Origin of the sequence: Anabaena sp. FACHB-1237, from assembly GCF_014696225.1 — a bacterium.
GTDB lineage: Bacteria > Cyanobacteriota > Cyanobacteriia > Cyanobacteriales > Nostocaceae > FACHB-1237.
Window position 1 is genome coordinate 56924 of the sequence record NZ_JACJPV010000002.1, and the last position, 22156, is coordinate 79079.

General features: G+C 35.0%; 20 protein-coding genes. 9 read left to right on the forward strand and 11 right to left on the reverse strand.

Translation table 11 applies throughout. The features are described from left to right. Positions 1-115 precede the first annotated feature (115 nt). The 3 genes from cobO to trxA form a co-directional block, all read right to left on the reverse strand. Positions 116-793: a cob(I)yrinic acid a,c-diamide adenosyltransferase gene (gene cobO, locus H6F32_RS01185; RefSeq protein ID WP_190367508.1), complete on the reverse strand. Its 678-nt coding sequence runs from the start codon at positions 791-793 to the stop codon at positions 116-118. Positions 794-1267: 474 nt separating this feature from the next. After that, entirely contained in the window at positions 1268-1963 is a 696-nt protein-coding gene (gene fabG, locus H6F32_RS01190) for a 3-oxoacyl-ACP reductase FabG (protein WP_190367509.1), read from the reverse strand. 217 nt (positions 1964-2180) lie between these two features. Next, positions 2181-2498: a thioredoxin gene (gene trxA, locus H6F32_RS01195; protein ID WP_190367510.1), complete on the reverse strand. Its 318-nt coding sequence runs from the start codon at positions 2496-2498 to the stop codon at positions 2181-2183. Positions 2499-2654: 156 nt separating this feature from the next. Here trxA and fabG (H6F32_RS01200) point away from each other — a divergent pair, with 156 nt between their 5' ends. Further along, positions 2655-3395 carry a 3-oxoacyl-[acyl-carrier-protein] reductase gene (gene fabG / locus H6F32_RS01200; RefSeq protein WP_190367511.1) on the forward strand — a complete coding sequence of 247 codons (741 nt, stop codon included), beginning with the start codon at positions 2655-2657 and terminating at the stop codon, positions 3393-3395. A gap of 91 nt (positions 3396-3486) precedes the next feature. Here fabG (H6F32_RS01200) and H6F32_RS01205 read toward each other — a convergent pair whose 3' ends face one another. Next, positions 3487-4584: an MraY family glycosyltransferase gene (locus tag H6F32_RS01205; protein WP_190367512.1), complete on the reverse strand. Its 1098-nt coding sequence runs from the start codon at positions 4582-4584 to the stop codon at positions 3487-3489. A 170-nt stretch (positions 4585-4754) separates the two neighbouring features. Here H6F32_RS01205 and groL point away from each other — a divergent pair, with 170 nt between their 5' ends. The 3 genes from groL (at position 4755) to H6F32_RS01220 (ending at position 8390) form a co-directional block, all read left to right on the forward strand. Continuing rightward, entirely contained in the window at positions 4755-6437 is a 1683-nt protein-coding gene (groL, locus tag H6F32_RS01210) for a chaperonin GroEL (protein WP_190367513.1), read from the forward strand. Positions 6438-6629: 192 nt separating this feature from the next. Beyond that, positions 6630-7631, forward strand: a complete 1002-nt coding sequence (locus tag H6F32_RS01215) for an ImmA/IrrE family metallo-endopeptidase (RefSeq protein ID WP_190367514.1) — start codon at positions 6630-6632, stop codon at positions 7629-7631. Positions 7632-7658: 27 nt separating this feature from the next. Then, on the forward strand, positions 7659-8390 hold the full coding sequence (locus tag H6F32_RS01220) for a hypothetical protein (RefSeq protein WP_190367515.1): 732 nt from the start codon (positions 7659-7661) through the stop codon (positions 8388-8390). A gap of 576 nt (positions 8391-8966) precedes the next feature. On the opposite strand, the gene gor is transcribed toward H6F32_RS01220, so the two are convergent. Further along, positions 8967-10313 (reverse strand): glutathione-disulfide reductase, encoded by a 1347-nt coding sequence (gene gor / locus H6F32_RS01225; RefSeq protein WP_190367516.1) that lies wholly within the window; start codon positions 10311-10313, stop codon positions 8967-8969. A gap of 186 nt (positions 10314-10499) precedes the next feature. Here gor and H6F32_RS01230 point away from each other — a divergent pair, with 186 nt between their 5' ends. From H6F32_RS01230 to lptC, 4 genes are all read left to right on the forward strand, one after another. Then, entirely contained in the window at positions 10500-10949 is a 450-nt protein-coding gene (locus H6F32_RS01230) for a thioesterase family protein (RefSeq protein ID WP_190367517.1), read from the forward strand. A gap of 1001 nt (positions 10950-11950) precedes the next feature. Further along, on the forward strand, positions 11951-13546 hold the full coding sequence (metG, locus tag H6F32_RS01235) for a methionine--tRNA ligase (protein WP_190367518.1): 1596 nt from the start codon (positions 11951-11953) through the stop codon (positions 13544-13546). A 302-nt stretch (positions 13547-13848) separates the two neighbouring features. After that, positions 13849-14475, forward strand: coding sequence for an NYN domain-containing protein (locus tag H6F32_RS01240; protein ID WP_190367638.1), 627 nt, complete (start codon positions 13849-13851; stop codon positions 14473-14475). After that, entirely contained in the window at positions 14475-15710 is a 1236-nt protein-coding gene (gene lptC, locus H6F32_RS01245) for an LPS export ABC transporter periplasmic protein LptC (protein WP_190367519.1), read from the forward strand. Before H6F32_RS01240 ends, lptC begins: the two co-directional genes overlap by 1 nt. 60 nt (positions 15711-15770) lie before the next feature. Here the strand turns inward: lptC and H6F32_RS01250 are convergent, their stop codons facing one another. Further along, complete coding sequence (locus H6F32_RS01250; protein WP_190367520.1) at positions 15771-17093, reverse strand: D-alanyl-D-alanine carboxypeptidase; 1323 nt, start codon at positions 17091-17093, stop codon at positions 15771-15773. A 341-nt stretch (positions 17094-17434) separates the two neighbouring features. Here H6F32_RS01250 and H6F32_RS01255 point away from each other — a divergent pair, with 341 nt between their 5' ends. Further along, complete coding sequence (locus H6F32_RS01255; protein ID WP_190367521.1) at positions 17435-17680, forward strand: helix-turn-helix domain-containing protein; 246 nt, start codon at positions 17435-17437, stop codon at positions 17678-17680. 45 nt (positions 17681-17725) lie between these two features. Here the strand turns inward: H6F32_RS01255 and pgsA are convergent, their stop codons facing one another. From pgsA to H6F32_RS01280, 5 genes are all read right to left on the reverse strand, one after another. Beyond that, the gene (gene pgsA / locus H6F32_RS01260) at positions 17726-18241 is read right to left on the reverse strand and encodes a CDP-diacylglycerol--glycerol-3-phosphate 3-phosphatidyltransferase (protein WP_190367522.1); all 516 of its coding nucleotides are present in this window, start codon (positions 18239-18241) and stop codon (positions 17726-17728) included. 61 nt (positions 18242-18302) lie between these two features. Beyond that, a complete protein-coding gene (locus tag H6F32_RS01265; protein ID WP_190367523.1) occupies positions 18303-18866 on the reverse strand; it encodes a Uma2 family endonuclease in 564 nt (187 codons plus the stop codon). A 199-nt stretch (positions 18867-19065) separates the two neighbouring features. Continuing rightward, the gene (gene recA, locus H6F32_RS01270; RefSeq protein ID WP_190367524.1) at positions 19066-20151 is read right to left on the reverse strand and encodes a recombinase RecA; all 1086 of its coding nucleotides are present in this window, start codon (positions 20149-20151) and stop codon (positions 19066-19068) included. Between the two features lie 796 nt (positions 20152-20947). Further along, on the reverse strand, positions 20948-21148 hold the full coding sequence (locus H6F32_RS01275; protein ID WP_190367525.1) for a hypothetical protein: 201 nt from the start codon (positions 21146-21148) through the stop codon (positions 20948-20950). Positions 21149-21267: 119 nt separating this feature from the next. Beyond that, entirely contained in the window at positions 21268-22128 is an 861-nt protein-coding gene (locus tag H6F32_RS01280; protein WP_190367526.1) for an oxaloacetate decarboxylase, read from the reverse strand. Between the last annotated feature and the right edge of the window lie 28 nt (positions 22129-22156).

Here is a 22156-nt window from a genome sequence, read left to right on the forward strand (position 1 = left end):
ATCTTAGCCTGATTTTGGCTAGTTTAACATTATATAACTAATCATATTGGTAGGGTGCGTCAGATAGTGAAGATTAGTCTATTTGCTTGATTTAATCAAGCTCACGCACCCTACATTAATATTCAATTCCTGCTTGTGCTTTTACTCCTTGATCCCGAAAAGGATGCTTAACTAAAGTCATTTCTGTAACTAAATCTGCTTTTTCAATTAATGCTGGTGGTGCGCCTCTTCCTGTTAAAATAATATGTTGATCTAGTGTTTTTTTCTCTAAACCTGATAATACGTCTTCTATTTGTAAATAACCCAATTTTAAAGCAATATTAATTTCATCTAGTAGCACAAGTTTAAAATCTGGATTTTGAATATATTCTAAAGATTTTGCCCAAGCGATCGCGGCTTTATCTAAATCTCGATCTCTGTCTTGAGTTTCCCAAGTAAAACCTTCTCCCATAGCGTGAAATTCTATTTGATCTTGCCAATGACTAAAAGCCAGTTTTTCTGAAGGTTCCCATGCACCTTTAATAAATTGTATAATAGCAACTTTATAACCATGTCCTAATGATCTTAATACCATTCCTAATGCAGCAGTGGTTTTACCTTTGCCGTTACCAGTATTCACAATAATTAAACCTTTTTCTGGTATAGCAGCAGCGATGCGTTTATCTTGTATTTCTTTGCGACGCTGCATTTTTTTTTGATATTGTTCATCATTAAGAGATGATGCCATGACTTGATCAATTAATTTGGTAATTTCTTGATCAGAATTTAATTGTATTTCGGTGTTTTTTTCCATATTCAGACAATTGCTAATTGTAGAATTTTTTTGATTTTTGTGTTTATTACTGATTGAATATTTCTTAAGTTTACCTTAATTTTTCTTTTAAATTGTCATATTTGATCATCTTAATGCTAAATTAATACTAACAACTACAGGACATTCCATCTACATTAGGTACACTATGAACATAGCAAGATGCCTGTGTTACAAGGGTTTTATCATTAACATCTGTACCTCATAATAACGGAAACTGCTGTATTATAGGACTTACGCAAATGTCACACTAAAAAATCTGTTGTAAGGTGCATCAGATATCAACAATTTGGTTATTTACATGATTTATAATTTATACTGTCTGACGTGGTTGGTGAGCTTGTGGAACCACACCCTACCAATGTACCAGTTGCTTAAGTCTTGCATTACTCAGATCCCTAACTTCTTAAAGAAGTCGGGGATCTCAATTTATTTTTGTAATACTATTTAAACATTTTAAGCATTGCCATAGACCGGAACTACCGCACCACTAATATCCTTACCAGCGTCAGAAACTAAAAAACAAATAACTTGGCCGATAGACTCAGGTTTTACCCATTTATCAGCGTTTTCTGATCCCATTCCTTGTCGGTTAGTGGGAGTATCAATGATGCTAGGAATAATAGTATTAGCAGTGATATTTCTGCCTTTAGTTTCATTAGCGATCGCTTTTGTTAAAGCAATAACACCAGCTTTAGCTGCGGAATAAGCGGCTAAATTTCCTGAGGGTTCAAGACCAGCACGAGATCCAATAGTGATAATTCTACCATAGCCATCTTCTAACATTTTTCTCAGACTATATTTACAAGTTAAAAAAGTAGTATTTAAGTTTAAGTTAAATTGTTTTTGCCAACTTTCAAAACTATATTCATGAGTTTTTCCCATATCAAAACCACCGACTAAATGAATTAGTATATCTACTTTTCCCATACTGCTAATTAATTCTTCCACTGATTTTTCATCTTCTAAATTAGCAGGAACAAAATGTATTCTAGCAAAATCAGCAGGTACAATAATTCCTTTTAACTTTTCCACATCTTGAGGTTGACGGTAAGGAATAGTTACATCTGCACCTTGTGCAACAACCACAGGTGTTACTCCTAAACCTAATCCACCAGTTCCACCTGTTAATAAAACTTTCTTGCCTTTCATCTTAACACATACTCCTGTAATTTGTCAGTTGTCGCTTGCAATTTGTAATTTATAATTGTCTATTCCATATTTCCTATTTTCTAATATTTCAGGACTTACGCAACTGACACATTAGTCAGGTACTTCAGATAGCATAAATCATGTCAATAAACAGATTCTTAATATCTGACGCTCCCCATAACAGATTTTTGCTGTGACACTTGCGTAGGTCCTATATTTACAAAAATTTTTGGAGATGTTGAATTAATTGTGGTGCTTGCATCACACCTTCAATTTTATCTACAGGTTCACCTTTTTTAAATAATACTAAAGTTGGTAAAGCTGTAATTTCATACTGACTAGCTAATTGAGAGTATTTTTCTGTGTCAATTTTAACAATGCGTAAACGGTCTTTCAATTGTAAATTCACCTGTTCTAAAATGGGAGTCATCATTTGACAAGGACCACACCATTCTGCATAAAAATCTACTAATACTGGTACATCGGCACCAGATAGCATTTCTTCAAAGCTGTTAAATTGTTTTTTGACTGTCATAGGTTAAACCCCTGTTTTTTACGGTTTATTGTTATGGTAGTTCTTAAAATTTAAAACTCGTGTAACTTTATATTATTTTATATTTGAGAGATAACCCGACTTCTTCAAGAAGTCGGGGATCTACATCTACACCAGTTTTAGAGTGAGAAAAATTCCATGAGTTTATTAAAAGATCAAGTAGCAATTGTCACCGGAGCATCCAGAGGTATTGGTAGAGCGATCGCCCTACAACTTGCTGAACAAGGGGCAAAAGTAGTGGTTAACTATGCCAGTTCCAGTACATCCGCAGATCAAGTAGTAGCTAATATTACAGAAAATGGTGGAGAAGCGATCGCTATTCAAGCAGATGTTTCTCAACCGGATCAAGTAGATACATTGATTAGTGGAACAATGGATAAGTTTAAACGGATTGATATATTAGTTAATAATGCTGGTATCACTCGTGACACATTATTGTTGAGAATGAAATTAGAAGAATGGCAAGCAGTAATAGACCTAAACTTAACAGGTGTATTTTTATGTACAAAAGCCGTCAGTAAAATCATGTTGAAACAAAAATCTGGGAGAATCATCAATATAGCCTCTGTAGCAGGACAGATGGGCAACCCAGGACAAGCAAACTACAGTGCAGCCAAAGCAGGGGTAATAGGTTTTACCAAAACCGTAGCCAAGGAACTATCATCACGGGGAATAACAGTGAATGCTGTTGCACCAGGTTTTATTACTACAGACATGACCAGCGATATAAAAGCCGAGGGCATATTACAATTTATTCCCTTGGGGCGTTTTGGTCGGCCAGAAGAAATAGCGGGCATGGTGCGCTTTCTAGCAGCCGATCCAGCAGCATCTTATATTACCGGACAAGTTTTTAATGTAGATGGGGGGATGGTGATGTAGGGAGTCGGGAGTTGGGAGTTGGGTACAGAGTGCAAATGCTTTATTCTTTGCTCTTTGTTCTGACTCCTGGATATCCTGACTCCTGGATATCTTAACTGCTGACTTCCGCTTTATGAGTCCTATGTTTATGCCATACCGTAAAGCCCAACAGTAAAATAATACTACTGGCAGATCCCAACATCACAGAAAATGTCATACCTTGAACTTTCATTGCTAAAAGATTACAAATCAAAGTAATAAACCATAATGTAAAAGCCGCACGACGTTGAGAAAAACCCCAAGCCAATAAACGATGATGCAAATGGTCTTTTCCTGGTGTACTCAATGGGTTTTTACCTGCCAGCAAACGACGAATAAATACTTGAGTGGTATCTAATACTGGTAAAAGCAGAAATAAAACGGTAGGTATAAGCGAGTAAACAGTATTTTGTTGTAATTTACCTAAAATACTAGTAGCTGCTAAAACGTATCCTAAAAAGTATGCACCAGCATCACCCATAATAATACGTGAAGGGTGAAAATTATGGCGCAAAAACCCTAATGCAGCCCCTCCTAAAGCAGCTAATACTAAGGTAGCAGCAGCACGGTTATCAAATTGGGCAGATACTCCCAATAAACTAATAGCAGTAATGAAACTGATCCCACCTGCTAACCCATCCATGCCATCCATCAAATTAATAGCATTGGTAATACCTACTACCCATAATACCGTTATGGCCATAGATAAAAAAGAATCTATAGGTGTGCCAAAGACAAATTTAATACTAATACCACTGCCTACTAACAATAAAGCAGTTGTTACCTGACTACATAATCTTACAGAAGGAGGTAGACCAAATTGATCATCAATAAAACCTACTAAAACCAATATTGAACCGCCAAGTAAAATAGCTAAGACTTGAGCTAAAACACTTTGAATTTCAATAGGACGCAGGAGACAAGCAAAAACCATAGCGGCAATAACTCCGGCATAAATGGCTAAACCTCCAGCATTAGGTAAAGGTTCTTTGTTCAGTCTCCGAGCGTTAGGTTGATCAGCCCATCCCACTTTTAACGCGAATTTGCGAATGGTGGGAATTAAGCGCCAAGTGACAACCCACGCTAGAAAAAATGTAAATACTACCGCTAACCAGCCCGTACCGCCAGGATCAGCGATACCAAGGGACTTAAGGGAGTTTTCTAAGTTCATCTCCCACCACCATGATGAATTTTGAATTGTTTGAATTGAAAAAACATAAGTCTCAAGTGTAATCTTAATAAATTTGACATTCTATTTGCTAATCTTATATTGGAAATACTCTTAGCACTCTTGGCTAGTGAGTGCTAAATTATGTAATGTAAATCAGAGAGAGAGCAAATATGAGCAAAATAATTGCCTTTGATGAAGATTCACGCCGTTCCTTAGAGAAAGGCATTAACGCTTTAGCGGACGCAGTAAAGATTACTTTAGGACCTAAAGGACGTAATGTTCTGTTAGAGAAAAAGTTTGGTATTCCCCAAATTGTTAATGATGGGATCACGGTGGCTAAAGAAATTGAATTAGAAGATCCTTTGGAAAATACTGGGGCTAGACTAATTCAGGAAGTGGCATCCAAAACCAAAGATGTAGCTGGTGATGGTACTACTACTGCTACAGTTTTAGCACAGGCTTTGGTCAAGGAAGGATTAAAAAATGTGGCAGCAGGTAGTAACCCTATTGCTGTGAAACGGGGAATTGACAAAACCGTAGAATTTTTGGTAGCAGAAATTGCGAAATTAGCTAAACCAGTAGAAGGTGCAGCGATCGCTCAAGTTGCTACAGTATCTGCTGGTAATGACATAGAAGTTGGCAATATGTTGGCCGAAGCTATGGAAAAAGTTACCAAAGATGGTGTTATTACCGTAGATGAATCAAAATCTCTCACAACTGAATTAGAAGTAGTGGAAGGGATGCAAATTGATCGTGGTTACATTTCTCCTTACTTCATCACCAATAATGATCGGATGACAGTAGAATTTGAAAATGCTCGCATCCTCATCGTTAACAAAAAAATTAGTGCCATTCAAGAGTTAGTACCCGTCTTAGAAAAAGTTGCTCGTTTAGGTCAGCCTTTATTGATAATTGCCGAAGATCTCGAAGGTGATGCTTTAGCAACTTTAGTAGTTAACAAAGCGCGTGGAGTATTAGCCGTAGCAGCTATCAAAGCTCCTGGTTTTGGTGAACGTCGTAAAGCAATGTTAGAAGACATTGCTATTTTGACAGATGGACAACTAATTGATGAAGAAATTGGTTTAAACCTAGACACTGCTACCTTAGAAATGTTGGGAACAGCCCAAAAAATCACCATTGACAAAGAAAATACCACAATTGTAGCTGGTAGTTCTGGCAAACCCGAAGTTCAACAACGTATTGCCCAAATTCGCAAGCAATTACAAGCCACTGATTCAGACTACGATAAAGAAAAACTACAAGAACGTATTGCTAAGTTAGCAGGTGGTGTGGCAGTAATTAAAGTTGGTGCTGCGACAGAAACTGAACTCAAGGAGCGTAAATTAAGAATTGAGGACGCGCTAAATGCTACTAAAGCTGCTGTGGAAGAAGGTATAGTTCCTGGTGGTGCAACAACTTTAATCAAACTAGCGGCTAAGGTAGAAGAGATTAAAAACACCCTCAAGGGAGAAGAACGGATCGGTGCAGATATTGTCCAAAAAGCATTAGAAGCACCTTTACGCCAAATAGCAGATAACGCAGGTGCAGAAGGTTCTGTAATTGTGTCTAAAGTGGGAGAAAGTCAAGGTAATATTGGTTATAACGCAGCCACAGGAAAGTTTGAGGATCTTATTGCCGCAGGTATTATTGATCCCGCGAAGGTAGTGCGTTCAGCTTTACAAAATGCTGCTTCTATTGCTGGTATGGTGTTAACCACTGAAGCTATTATTGCCGAAAAGCCCGAAAAGAAAGCTCCCGCACCTGATGCCGGTATGGGCGGTATGGGCGGTATGGGCGGTATGGGTATGGGTGGTATGGGTATGGGTGGTATGGGCGGTATGGGTATGTTCTAATTACCACTTATAACTGATTATTACTGATGAGGGTGTGTTATGGCTTGGGCTGTAATGCACCCTGTACCATTTGATTCAATTTTTGTAAGAAGTTGGGGATATAGAATGATTCTATGGTAAAATTGGATTAAGTAAATATGTTTACCTGAATAAAAGCTTTGTTGTTTGTAATGTAATCAGGAGGATAAGGCAATGACAACAACTCTTACCATGTCTTCCCTCTATGCTAAAATCTCCCATTTAGGTTTAAACCAAGACTATGTAAGAAAAAACGGTTTACCAAGTTGGTGGAATGATGAACTTAATGATCAACCCCTAGCTGTATTAGAAGGTGCTGGTTACATTGCCAATAACCTTAATCTTGACTTGAAATCGTTGTTGATTGCTGAAGAAGAAATTAGGTTTAATTCTCCTCCTCCTACTAAGTTTAAACAGCATAATAACCAAAATAAAGATCATCCTTATATCGCTCAAGCTTTGGCTAGTCGAGTAGCTGAACTAATTGCATTAGGTACAGAGGTTTATTTTACACCTTTACCTGTCAATGTTCATCAAATTAGAAGAGAAATTTTAACAAGTCATACAACAGTTAATTTAATATCTTTACTAGAATATTGTTGGAGTCAAGGAATTGTTATTGCTCATTTTCATCATTTTCCTGACAATACCAAGAAGTTTGCAGGGTTAATTCAATGGCAATTTTCTCGTCCTGTAATTATTCTTAGTTCAAAACATAAACACTGTGCTAGATTAGCTTTTGACTTAGCACACGAATTAGGTCATTTAGCATTAGGACATTTAAAAGAAGGTATGTTAATTGATGAAACAATTGAATCTGATTGCTATGATGATGATGAATGTCAGGCTGATAAATTTGCTACTCAATTATTATTAGGTAATTGTGATAATTGTTTAGGAAATAGAAAATTTAAAGATGCTGAAAATTTTAGTGCTTATGTGATTAATAATATTATTCCTCAATATCCAGAAATTGAAGCTGAAGCATTAATTCTTAACTATGGATGGCATAATAAAAAATATTTTCCTTTAGTAAGTGCTGCTTTAAATAAATTACAATTAGATAGTAATATCAATAGTTGGCAGATTATTAATGAATATTTAGCTGATAGATTAGACTGGGATAAGTTTAATGATGAAAGCTATGAGTATTTAGAGAAAGTATTAGGGGTTTAACTTAGAAGTTTAATTAGGAGTTTAATTTTGCAGGGTTCATTTTACTGTTTAGATAATGATATTATTCTTAAATTATCTACTTGTAACCTTTTTGATGATACTTTTAAAACTTTTGATGTTGAAGTAAATCAAGTAAAAATACTAGATAGTTTTCAATATAAATTTTCTAGTAAAATTACTCGGAAAAGAGGAAATAAAGCTAATAATGATTATGATAAATATAATGTGGAAAAAGCTTTAAAATTTACTCGAAACTATGCAACTCTTTCAGAAAGTAATTGTGATGCTATTGATATAGAGATTTATACTAGACTAGTAAATTATAGCAAAAATAGTAATGATAAAAAAAATACTATTGATCAGGGAGAAGCAATTTTAATTAGTCATGTTTGTTATCTTAATCAACAGGGTGATAATAGTTATTTATTAACAGGTGATAAACGCTGTTTAAAAGCGTTAATTAATTCTGGTTTTACTGGTGTTATTGAACCTCTTGAGGGTAAAGTATGGTGTTTAGAACAATTGATTTTAAAAAATATTGAGGCGTTTGGATTTGAATATGTGAAAACTAATATTGTTCCTGTAAATATTTGTGATGCAGTTTTAAAAGTTGCTTTTTCAAGTTTTTTAACTACAGAAGAAAATAGTATAGGATCTTTAAAAAGTTATCTTGAGGAATTGAGAAAAGATACAGGTAATTTATTACATATTTATCCCGATAATTACAGCAAATTTCGTCTAAATAGTGTACACCAATAGCGAGTAGGAATGGTAGTACAAGAATCATTATCATTAATATCTGTACCTCATTTACCTGTAATCTGCTGTATATTCAAGGTTTTTTGTACTGTAGTAAGCTGTTGTGCCTTTAACTTGAATAATTAATACAAGCAAGATGCTTGTGCTACTGTAACTTCAGGTTTTTTAATTATACAGTGAGTGCTGCACATTAGCTTAATTCCTATTCATTCCTGTGATAAAAGCTGAGATAAATTACTGTTTAGTCGACAGTCCCGCCTAGAAATGAATTTCCACGCTAATAGGCAAAGTTTACTAAAGTAAACTAAACAATTGAAACAATCTTGAGGTTATTTAGTCATCTTCCGATGACTTTTGCTATTAGACAAAGGAATTCATTCCCAGTCGGGCTATGGTTTTTACGTTAAGTTGAAACTTACAGCACATTCCATCTACATGAGGTACACTATGAACACAGCAATATGCCTGTTTTACAAGGGTTTTATCATTAACATCTGTACCTCATCATAACGGAAACTGCTGTATGTTGCGTAGCTGCTAAACCCCTACCAAATACTAATTCATAACAATAAATAATTATCTCATTGTCACAAACTCCTCCGCCGCAGAAGGATGAATACCCACAGTCGCATCAAAATCCGCTTTAGTTGCACCCATTTTCACCGCAATAGCCACACCTTGAATAATCTCTGCTGCACTATCTCCCACCATGTGAGCACCTAAAATCTTATCGGTGTTAGTATCTACGATTAATTTCATCATAGTTTTTTCCTGCTTACCCGCCAAGGTATAATACATAGGACGGAAATTAGTACGGAAGACTTTAATACTATCACCATATTTTTCCCGTGCTGCCGCTTCTGTAAGACCTACGGTAGCTGCTTCTGGTTGGGAAAATACAGCAGTAGCAATATCTTCATGACTGAATTTACGGACGTTATTACCAAATTCACTATCAGCAAATGCGCGTCCTTCACCAATAGCAACAGGTGTTAAATTCATTCTATCAGTCACATCTCCCACCGCAAAAATGTTAGCTTGGCTAGTTTGACTGTATTCATTTACCTTGATAGCATTTAATGGACTGGTTACTTCCACTCCTGCTTTATCTAAACCTAAACTATCAACATTAGGAATCCGTCCCGTAGCTACCAATAAAGTATCAGCTATAATGGGTTCTGGATCACCAGATAAACTAATTTTCAAGCCCTCTGGCAATTTTTCCACCGCAGTTACTACAGTATTTTTGCAAATATTAATACCGTGCTCAATCATTCCTTGTTCAACAGTGGTGTAAATATCTTCATCAAAACCTTTTAAGATGTGGTCTTTTCTGATAATTTGTGTCACTTGAGAACCTAAACCTTTCATGATACAAGCAAATTCTGTACCAATGTAACCAGAACCAATAATAGCAATATGTTTTGGTTTACTTTGCAGATGAAACATACCATCAGAAGTAATAGCGTGTTCTATTCCCGGTGTTTCCGGTTTAATAGGACGACCACCCACAGCTATTAAAATCTTATCGCTGGTATATTGTTTACCATTAACTTCTATAGTATGATTGTCTAAAAGCGTACCACGTCCAGAAATTAATTCCACTCCCGCTTTTTCTAAGAAAGATATGTGTAGTTTTGACAGTCTATTAACTTCCTTATCTATGGACGTGATGAAATGTTCCCAGTCAAATTTTACATCTCCCACAGTCCAACCATAACCGGCAGCTTCTTGAAATTGGGCAGGAAAATGTGAACCGTAAACCATCAGTTTTTTGGGTACACAACCGCGAATTACACAAGTACCCCCTACTAAGTCATTTTCGGCGATCGCCACTTTCGCGCCATAACTAGCAGCGCGTTTAGATGCTGCTAAACCGCCAGAACCCGCACCAATTACAAACAGATCGTAATCAAAACTCATAAATTTAATCGTCTATCTTTAGTTTAATGGTAGTTTGTTCATTTTAAAACATCTAGCTTGTTTTTGTGTGGGTTCTAAAAATCAGATCCTAGAGTTCTTAAAGAAGTCGGGTATCTTGTTCTATATGGCATGAAAATATTGGCAAGATGATCTAGAATTACAAAGATAACTTATTAAATTAAGATCATGTCTTTTAATTATCATCGCACTATCCATTTTCAAGATACAGATGCGGCAGGAGTTGTTTATTTTGCAAACGTTTTGAAAATTTGTCATGAAAGTTATGAAGCATCTTTAGCAGAGGTTAATATTAATTTAAAGTCTTTTTTTGCCAACCCATCTATTGCTTTTCCTATTGTTCATAGTAGTGTAGATTTTTTCCGTCCGATGTATTGTGGTGATCATTTAATAGTAAGTTTAGCACCACAAAAAATAGGAGTAGGTAAGTTTGAAATTAGTTATGAATTGAAAATTAATGATATTTTAGTGGCTAAAGCTATCACTAGACACGCTTGTATTGATGTGGAAACTAGAAGTAAGGAAGAATTACCAGATTATATGATTCATTGGTTAGAAATAAATCGGAAAGAAGTGGAAACTGCGATCAGAATCATGTCGAGATCAGAAGCTGTGTAGATCCAGGGAACAGGGATTGGCGAGAAAATTGTTTATTCTGACTCCCTGTACGCGTTTAGTACTGATCAAGTGTGTCAATTTCTAAACACGACTTATTTGTTTAGGTTCCCCACCCGCCATGAAATAAATTTCACGGCTAATACTTTTGCTATGAGATACACAGAATATAGCTTACACTATGCTGCGCTATCATTCCCATTGAGGCCTTGGTAGGGTGCGTCAGACAGTATAAATCATGTAAATAACCAAATTGTTCATATCTGACGCACCCTACAACTAACTCTTATTTATTAGCTTTTTGTAAGGGTTAATTAAAAGATATTATGATCTTTTCCAGATAAAAAACTTACACTTTGAAACCAAAATTACAGAATTTACTTTAATTTGTATTCATCATATATAAGCATAAGAAAGCGTAAAATCCTCTCTGAGAACGTGACAAATAAGATGATTAACTTATTTTTTTGATCTAGTAAGGAATTGATCTTAAAAGTCAGGTATCTCCAGTTCTATCAAGTTGAATCTCAAATCATAAATTAATATTACTTGACAAATCTGAAAATATCTTAGTTTATCTTGATATAAATTTTACATTTCTTTACTATCAAGTGAAATATCTTCAGGTAAAAAGGTCATTAGCCTAGCAATAGCTTGATTTAACAGAAAGTAATCATAGTTACTTTTTAGTTACTTTTTAGTGACTTTTGCCATTTAGTAATTAGTAATTATTGGTCAGCTTGAGTTACAGCTAAGGTAAATATCTGATCATACTCATTTTTAAACCTTCTCATTGCTGACTGCTGACTGCTAATTTATTAATTCTTCACATTTGACAAAAATCGTCTACTATTTCTAGTTATTACAAGAGAAACCAGGAGGTAAGAAATTTGCTAGAATTAAGCCGTGATTTGAAAAGAAACACAGCCGTGCTATATAATTGCATGGTTTTCACCAAAAAAATAAACTGAAAAAACTGATTAATAATTCCTTTTTTATAATCTATGAATCTAGTATCTAAAACACAAAACACTTTTGTACTCACAACACCACTGTACTATGTTAACGACGTTCCCCATATTGGTAGTGCTTACACAACTATAGCAGCAGATGCGATCGCTCGATTTCAACGCTTATTAGGAAAAGAGGTACTACTAATTACAGGAACCGATGAACATGGTCAAAAAATTGAAAGATCCGCAGCAAGTTTAGGTAAACATCCTCAAGAATTTTGTGATGGAATAGTCCCCAGTTTTCTCGACTTGTGGAAATTACTGGATATTCAATATGATCGCTTTAGTCGCACTACAGCACCACGTCATCATGAAATAGTCAAAGAATTTTTTCAGCGAGTGTGGGAAAAAGGAGACATTTACCAAGGACAACAACAGGGTTGGTACTGTGTCAGTTGTGAAGAGTTTAAAGAAGAACGAGATTTATTGCCGGATAAATATTGTCCTATACACACTAGCAAACAAGTGGAATGGCGAGATGAGCAAAATTACTTTTTTGCTTTATCTAAATATCAAAGTCAATTAGAAGAATTTTATCAATCCCATCCTGATTTTATCCAACCAGTCAGCCGTCGTAACGAAGTTTTAAATTTTGTCCATCAAGGCCTACAAGACTTTTCCATCTCCCGGGTAAATCTGGATTGGGGTTTTCCTGTACCTGTGGACTCTCAACATACATTATATGTGTGGTTTGATGCTTTATTAGGCTATGTTACAGCATTACTAGAAGCTGATGCAGAAGCAAATTTAGCTAATGCGTTACCAAAATGGTGGCCGATTAATTTACATCTAATTGGTAAAGATATTTTACGCTTTCATGCCGTATATTGGCCAGCAATGTTAATGTCCGCAGGGCTACCATTACCAGAAAAGGTATTTGGCCATGGTTTTTTAACCAAAAATGGGCAAAAAATGGGTAAAACCTTGGGTAATACACTTGATCCTATAAGTTTAGTACAAAGTTATGGGAGTGATGCAGTTCGTTATTACTTCCTTAAGGAAATTGAGTTTGGGAAAGATGGAGATTTTAATGAAAGTAGGTTCATTAATGTTTTAAATGCAGATTTAGCAAATGACTTAGGGAATTTATTAAATCGGACTTTAAACATGGTGAAAAAATACTGTGCTGGTAAAGTTCCCTCTTTAACTGCTTCAGTAATTTCTGGAGATAACCCTTTAAAAACAATAGGTTTAAATTTAGGAGAAAAAGTTGCCCGATGTTATACAGACTTAGCTTTTAATGAAGTTTGTCAACAAACTTTATCTCTAGTACAAGCTAGTAATAAATTTATTGATGAACAAGCACCTTGGACATTATATAAACAAGGAAAGCAACAGGAAGTAGAAGCGGTATTATATACGGTTTTAGAGTCTGTGCGATTAGCAGCTTATCTTTTGTCTCCCATAATTCCCAAAATTAGTAGTGATATCTATCAACAATTAGGTTGGGAAATTGATTTTAATGATCAAAAGGTAAGCTCCATTATAGCATCTTTTAATATCCATAGTCAATGGGGAATATTATCCGATCAACAGCAATTAGGATCTCCCAAACCTATTTTTAAGAGGATAGAGATAACAAAATAGCTATCAGCAGTCAGTTTACTGATTAGTTAATCAATGTCAATAGCAAGGATTTTGATTTTTCCAAACAACTTATGTAAATAACATTTGTAAATAATTGTAATTCTTAATATTGGCTATTAACTAATAGCTGAAAGCTGATTACTGAAAGCTAATAGATGAACAAAATAAATTTTTGATTTTGTTTCCCATTACCTTTTTTCTCCTATTTTACCCGTCAATAATTAACTTATCCAATTCTAACAAATAACTAAAAGTTAGAAACTACTATCACAAGAAGGATAACAACACAAGGTATGACAACGATGTTAAATAATTTAGAAAATGACTCAATCTTTACCCCAGAACAAGTGTTGGAAAATCGGGGTCGAGTGGCAATTTTTATTGATGGTTCAAACCTGTTTTATGCGGCATTACAATTAGGAATTGAAATAGATTACACTAAATTGTTATGTCGTTTAACAGGAGGTTCAAGACTATTACGGGCGTTTTTCTATACTGGGGTAGATAGAACCAATGAAAAACAACAGGGATTTTTATTGTGGATGCGACGTAATGGTTATCGTGTGATTGCTAAGGATTTGGTACAATTACCAGATGGTTCAAAAAAAGCTAACCTAGATGTGGAAATAGCTGTGGATATGATGGCTTTAGTAGATTCCTATGATACCGCAGTTTTAGTCAGTGGTGATGGGGATTTAGCTTATGCTGTTAATTCCGTGAGTTATCGAGGTGTGAGAGTAGAGGTAGTCAGTTTGCGATCTATGACTAGCGATAGTTTAATTAATGTGAGCGATCGCTATATTGATTTAGAAGCTATCAAGGAAGATATTCAAAAAACTCCTCGGCCTGGTTATCCCTATCGTCCCCTATCTAGCATGGGTTTTTTAGATGATCCTAGAGATAGTGATTCCCATTTAGAAATAGAATAATGCAAAAAATTATACAATATTTATTAGGCAGGAAAAACTTCAAGAAAAACTTAAAAAGTCAACATTTTTTAGTTGATAATGTACATTTAACCTCGCTAAGAATTTGGTGTTACCTGCCTTTAATATTGTTCTTAATTATGGGGTTATTTTCTTGCGGAAATCCATCTTCTACTAAATCAAATCCTCAAGTTACACCTAGTGAAAACACAGATACTAAAGTCACTTTTTTTGGTGTGGCTTTAGAACAATTTGATCAAGTGGGTAAACCACTTTGGAAAGTACAAGCAAAGGAGGCAAAATATACCACAGATAAAAAAATAGGAGAAGCTAAAAATCCCCAGGGACAACTTTATCAGGACGGGAAGATAGTTTATTACATTAAAGCAGATCAGGCGGATATTTTGCAAGATGGCAAGCAACTGTTTCTTAAAGGAGAAATTATCGCTACTGATTCTCGTAATGGGATAGTGTTAATGGGTAATGAATTAGAATGGCGACCAGAGGAGGATTTATTAATTATCAGAAATCAATTAAGAGGAAATCGTAAAAATTTACAAGCGGTGGCCAAAGAAGCTAGGGCAAAAACTCGTGAAGAAAAGGTAGAATTATTAGGAGGAGTAATTGCTACATCATCTAAAGAACCACAATTAAAAGTACAAACTGAACATTTAATTTGGCAAGTAAAACAAGATAAATTAATTGGCGATCGCTTAATTAAAATAGAAAGTTATCAAAATAATAAACTTAATGGCAATGGTCAAGGTAATGGTGCAGAAATAAACTTAAAAACCCAAATTGTTACTCTTAAACCCCAAGCACAATTAAATTTAATAGATCCTTCCATGCAGGTTAATAGTAATTCATTAACATGGAATATTCCCCAGCAAACTGTCCAAAGTAATGCCGCAATTAAAGTTGTACATAATGTGGAAAAAGTGACAGTTACAGGTAATCAAGGAACAATGAAAATTGCTGATAAAATTGTTGATATCACAGGAGATGTGCAAGCAATTGGAGAACGTAAACAGTCCTTAAAGTCCAATAAATTAACGTGGTATTTAGATAAAAAACTCGTAGAAGCCCAGGGAAATGTATTTTATCAGCAAAATGACCCTGAGTTAAATTTTCAAGGTCAAACAGCCATTGGTAATTTGCAAACAGAAGATATTACAGTTAAAGGTGGCAATTCAGGAAATAGAGTAATTACAGAAATTATTCCTAATGATATTAAGTGATCGGTAATTGGTGATCGGTAACAGGGAGAAAATTCTTTATTCTGACTCCTCGATCTCCTTTTACCCCCCATAAATAATCTCATTACGATTAGCAGCACCCAATTGTGGTACATAATTTTTACCTACATGGGGAGTTAAAGAAGCGGGAATATCTTGAGATACTTGTAGGGTTTTTTCTAAAGTTTGTAAAAACTTATCTTGTTCATTCCTAAAAGCCGAAATATTAGAACCACGATTAATAATAGTAAACCAAACCAAACCGCGATCGCGTGTAGGAACAACTCCAGCTAAAGCACTGACTTCATTTAAAGTACCTGTTTTCATAACCGTTGCTGTGGGCATTTTCCGAGAATGAATTGTACCACGATTATCAAAACCAGAAGTAGGAAATAGATCAGCCAAAGTAAGATTATTAAAATTAGCTTCTCGTTGTAAAGCGATGAACATAGCAGCAACAGCACGAGGAGAAATTTTATTTTCCTTACCTAAACCTGAACCATTAATTAAGAGAATTTCCGATGGAGAAACATTAGCGGTTTTTGCTGCTACAGAACGAACCACTTCTGTACCTCCTAAAGATTCTGCTAACATTTCGGCAATATCATTATTACTATAAACATTCATTTCCTTAATAATTTGTTGTAAAGGTAAAGAACGATGACGCACTAAAATAGTTTGTCCAGTTTTGGGTTGATATTCTACCTTAATATTGCCATTAATAATTATTTGCGGCTTACCAGTTCCTTTAGGTAAACTAGAATATTGAAAAGTAATAGAACGATTCCAAGTTTGACGATTTAATATTTGTTTAAATAATTGTCCAGCTAATAAAGGATGACGTTGAAAATTCATGGCAAACAGTCCAGTAATGACCAAATTACCCTTAACTTCCTTAATACCCATTTTATTTAAAGTATTACCAACAGCGATCGCTTCTTCTGAAACAAACATCGGATCACCATTAGCAGTAATAATTAAATCACCATAAACTACACCATTAGAAATAGAACCATTGGTACTGATCAAAGTATCAAATTGATAACTTGGACCCCAAGTTTTTAAAGCAGCTAAAGACGTAGCCACCTTAGTTAAAGAAGCAGCAGGTAAAGGTACATTACCCTGATGATTAGCCATTAACATTGGACCAGACTGTAACCAAATGCCTTGATATGGGATAAAATTTTGGTCAATTAATTTAGAAGTGACTAAATGTTGTAAATATTCCTGAGTTTTTAAAGCACCAGTAGGATTAGGATCGGGTAAAATCACCAAACTAGGATTATTCTGCCAAGCTAAAGTATTTAAAGTTGCCAGTGGTTTAAGATTTACCCCAGCCATTTCCAAGCAAAGGGAAAGCAAACCTGAACCCAATAATTCCAACATTGTTAAATTCCTCTTTTTTTTGCAATTTTAAATCATTATTTGTGATAGTATACAACCTTTTTTGCGATCGTCAGCGCCGATATCATTTCTTCATGAGACTGGATGAATAACATTGTCAGATATGTAACATCAAATTTGAAGCTAAGTTAAAAGGATGATAATTTAGTAATATTTTTAGTAATATTTTTAGTAATATTTTTATACTAACTGATATCAGTAGTTATTTACATCAGAGAAAAATTGCAGGATTGTATAATTCACAGTGTTTGTTACTTATAATCTACATAAATTGACTTATTGTATGTAGATTTATTGTCTACAATCAGACAAAATCTCATCTTGTGGAGCAAAAAAATAACTTAGATATTAACCAACGCTTTGGAAAAGCTATAAGACGAAGACGGCGCGAACTGGATTTTTCACAAGAAGAATTAGCAGAAAAGGCGGAAATTCATCGTACTTATATCTCCAGTATTGAAAGGGGAAAACGCAACCCTTCACTAGAGAACATAGAGAAACTAGCTAAAGCGCTAGATATATTTATTTCTGAACTATTTGCTAATTATGGCATTGAGGTTAAAGAGTGAAAACCAAGTTAAATTATAGATTGGAAAAGGGTTAATTAACGGCAATTACTCGATACTTGTTTTTACAGGAATAAGATAAATAATACCAGAAACAATCGTTAAAATCACAGATATCCAAAAAGCAATGACCGCCGCAGTTGTCCAAATTCCCGATAATGGTACAATCAGTAAAGATATGGCGATAATTTGACTAATGGTTTTTAATTTACCCCAAATGTTTGCACCTGTGATGGTGGTTTGATTAACTCGCCAACCAGCGATCGCTAACTCCCGTGCTAAAATGATAAATACTCCCCAAGCGGGAATTTTCCCTATTTCCACTAATACCAATAATGGTGCTAATACCAATAATTTATCTACTAAAGGATCAAGAAATTTACCTAAGTCTGTAATTTGATTCAATTTTCTGGCTAAATATCCATCTAACCAGTCTGTTAAAGCTGCAATTAAAAATATTATTAAACATATCCATTTTGCTTGTATTGTGGGATTATATAATCCATACAATAAAAAAGGTATTCCTAACAGTCGGGAAAAGGTAATTGTATTTGGTAAATTCATTATTTGGTAATTAGTAATTGCTAAATTTACAATAAAATAGATAAAAACTTATTATAAAAACTTATAATTTTAACCAGTTAAATAATTCGCCCAGGGTTAAATGCAAATTACCCACTAAATTAGGAACAGGTAAAATATCCTCTGGGTTTTCTAAAAACATAGTTTGTTGATGTGAAGGATAAATAAAAACATTGTATTCTTCAGGATCAATTAACCATCCTAAACTAGTACCATGATTTAAACAATGTAAAATATTTTTAGTAGGTCTAGTTGTACTTTGTTCATGACAAAGTATTTCTATAGTCCAGTCTGGATAGGTATTAAACACATTAGCAATATTACCTTGTTCATCTACAGGTATTCTATTCCATGAAAAAACAGCGACATCTGGAACTATCGAACGTCCACCAAATGTACAGCGTAATTCAGGAAAAGCACGAGCGATCTTTTGAGGTTTGACTGTACTATTAATAGTAGTCACAAATTCACCTTGCATTGTACTATGTTTACCTTGTGGCATAGCTTTTTGAATTATTTCTCCGTTAATATATTCACTTGCGGGTTTAGTTTCTGGTAATTTTAAAAATTCCTCTAAAGTTAAATTACGAACTGGTACTGTTACCATAATATTTCTCACTCTTTACTCTTTATACTATGTGGAACACAAATATTTAGCCATCAAAATATCAGCGTTAATTTCTTGAGTTAATTTGTAATTAGTTATTGAATTACCAATTACAAATTAATAAAAATCAATATTAGCTGATACGCTGACTGCTGAATTTTGTAGGGGTTTAGCACTGCTAAACCCCTACATTTTAAGTTTAATCTTCTTCCAATTCTACATCTTCATCTTCTTCGTCATCATGAGATTTAGTCACAGAATTAGCGGAAACTATTGCACCTTGATCTAATTTCACTTTAACCTGTTCTTCAATTTTCTTAGCAAATTCTCGATTTTCGTCTAAATATTTAATTGCGTTATCTCTACCTTGAGAAATGTTGTCACCATTATAACTATACCAAGCTCCTTTTCTTAATAATACTCCTGTTTCTTCAGCGATATCTACTAAACATCCTAATGTAGAAACTCCCTTACCAAAGATAATATCAAATTCTGCAACTCTAAAAGGTGGTGCTACTTTGTTTTTAGCAACTTTCACTTTAACGCGGTTGCCAAATTCATCTGTACCTTTTTTCAAAGTTTGAATTCTGCGAATATCTAACCGTACAGAAGCATAGAATTTTAAAGCGTTACCACCTGTAGTAGTTTCTGGACTACCGTAGGTAACGCCTATTTTTTGTCGCAATTGGTTAATAAAGATCACTGTACATCCTGATTTACCAATATTACCAGTAATTTTCCGTAGTGCTTGACTCATTAACCGCGCTTGTAGGCCTACATGGACATCGCCCATATCCCCCTCAATTTCTGCACGTGGTACTAATGCTGCTACAGAGTCAATTACCACAATGTCCACAGCAGCAGAACGTACAAGTTGATCTACGATTTCTAAAGCAGATTCTCCTGTATCCGGTTGGGATACTAACAGGTTTTCAATATCCACACCCAAAGCGGCGGCATAAGTGGGGTCTAAGGCGTGTTCAGCATCTACGAAGGCGGCAATACCACCTTGTCTTTGTACCTCAGAAATGGCATGGAGGGCAACAGTTGTTTTACCTGAACTTTCAGGTCCGTATATTTCTATTACTCTGCCTTTAGGTAAACCACCACCTAAAGCTAAATCTAAAGTAAGCGCACCTGTAGAAATGGTTTCTACCTTCATGCGGGTAGCATCACCAAGACGCATAATCGCGCCTTTGCCAAATGTGCGTTCAATTTGGTTTAAAACAATATTTAAGGCTTTTTGTTTGCCGTCGGTTTGTTTGCTATCTTCTTTTGTAGCCATTCCTGCCTCTACTTATAAGGGTTTTTACAATGTGATCTGGAAAATTTGAATAGAACAGATATACTATTTTAACTGCAAAATGTGAGATTAGGAATGTTTGCCAGAAAAAATTTTGGGAGAACGTGGCAGAAGTTTTGAAGTATGGGCGATCGCTATAATTGACAACACTACTACAATATCAGAGTAATGGCTAGGAGGAATTTTGCCAAGGAATATTTTCCGTTTCCTAGTAGAGCTTTAGCTCAAATTATTTATGCTAAAGCTCTACTAGTAACTAATATTATACTATTTATTCTTAGTTAATAAGCTGATGTGCAGCTAAACTGTATAACCGAAAAACCTAAAATTACTGTAGCGCAAGCATCTTGCTTGCATCAAAATTACTGTAGCGAAAGCATCTTGCTTGCATCAAAATTACTGTAGCGCAAGCATCTTGCTTGCATCAAAATTACTGTAGCGAAAGCATCTTGCTTGCATCAAAATTACTGTAGCGCAAGCATCTTGCTTGCATCAAAATTACTGTAGCGCAAGCATCTTGCTTGCATCAAAATTACTGTAGCGAAAGCATCTTGCTTGCATCTATTATCCAAGTTGGCCTTGCTGAATTAGAGTATGAAATGGAAAAGTTACAAAAATGAAAATCTTACTCTTGTGTACCTGGAGTGTCTCAGCGTCAAACTTTCATCATACCCTTAATCAGCAACACCTCCAAATTAAAAGTACAACAGCTTATTATCTGCGAAGTGGTAGTACATTTTGGACAAATTGGCCAGTATAGTTACCAGGAGGATTATAGTTACAAACAACATAGACTCACAAGATTATGTTCTTGAAGTGCTTCTTGCCGAAATTGAGTTAAACTCGTAGACTGAGAAATTTTTACAGGTGTAATCTCTGGTATTTTTTGTGCATTAGTTTTAATGATTCCTATTTCACTAAAGTTCATAACTGTTATTAAGGGTACTAATGCTAACAAAGTATGTGAATTTATCTTCATAGTTTCTATCTTTGTGAGATTTATCAATAGCGATCGCTGTTATTATAGCATAATAGCATTTATCGTTTGATACAATACTTAACAAGTATTTATATCATCATATACTCACGCGCTAAATATCAGATGGATTCTTGTTCCAGTGCTAAAAATTTTGGTACATTCATCAACTCTTGAAAATCTTGAAAACTCATCAAACCAGGCAAATTTTCCGTATTTTCTTGTGTTTTTAAATGATGGAAACAATTACTCATCACTTGAGTTACAGCCATTAAAGCAGTGAGAGGAAAAAAGACTATTTTAAAACCCATTTTTTGTAATTGAGAAGGAGAAATATGGGGAGTTTTACCACCTTCCACGATATTAGCTACTAGTGGTACGTCTGGAAAATTACTAGCTATAGTTTCTAACTCTGCTACAGATTGGGGAGCTTCTATAAATAACATATCTGCTCCAGCTTCAATATAAGCCTTTCCTCTTGTAATAGCTTCCTCTAAACCCAGAGGTGCGCGGGCATCAGTGCGAGCGATAATCACTAGACCACTATTGCCACGAGCTTTTACAGCAGCGCGAATTTTAGCAGCGTGTTCATTCAGAGAAATTACTCGCTTACCTTCAAAATGTCCGCATTTCTTCGGCCATTCCTGATCTTCTAAAATAATACCCGCTAAATCCAATTGTACCGCATTCTTAACAGTTCGCATCACATTTAAAACATTACCATAACCCGTATCACAATCGGCAATTAAAGGTATATTAATTGACTGAGCTATTCTGCCAACAGTATAAAACATTTCCGTGGCAGTAAGAAAACCATAGTCAGGTAAACCCAAGGTAGAAGCAGCAATACCGAAACCACTAGTAGCAGCCACAGAAAAACCTGCATTTTCGGCTAATTTTGCACTCAAACAGTCATAAACACCAGGAATAATGATAATTTCAGGACCAGTGAGTAACTCGCGTAATTTGTGACTCAGAGACATATAAGTAAAAATAGGATACTATTTTTAG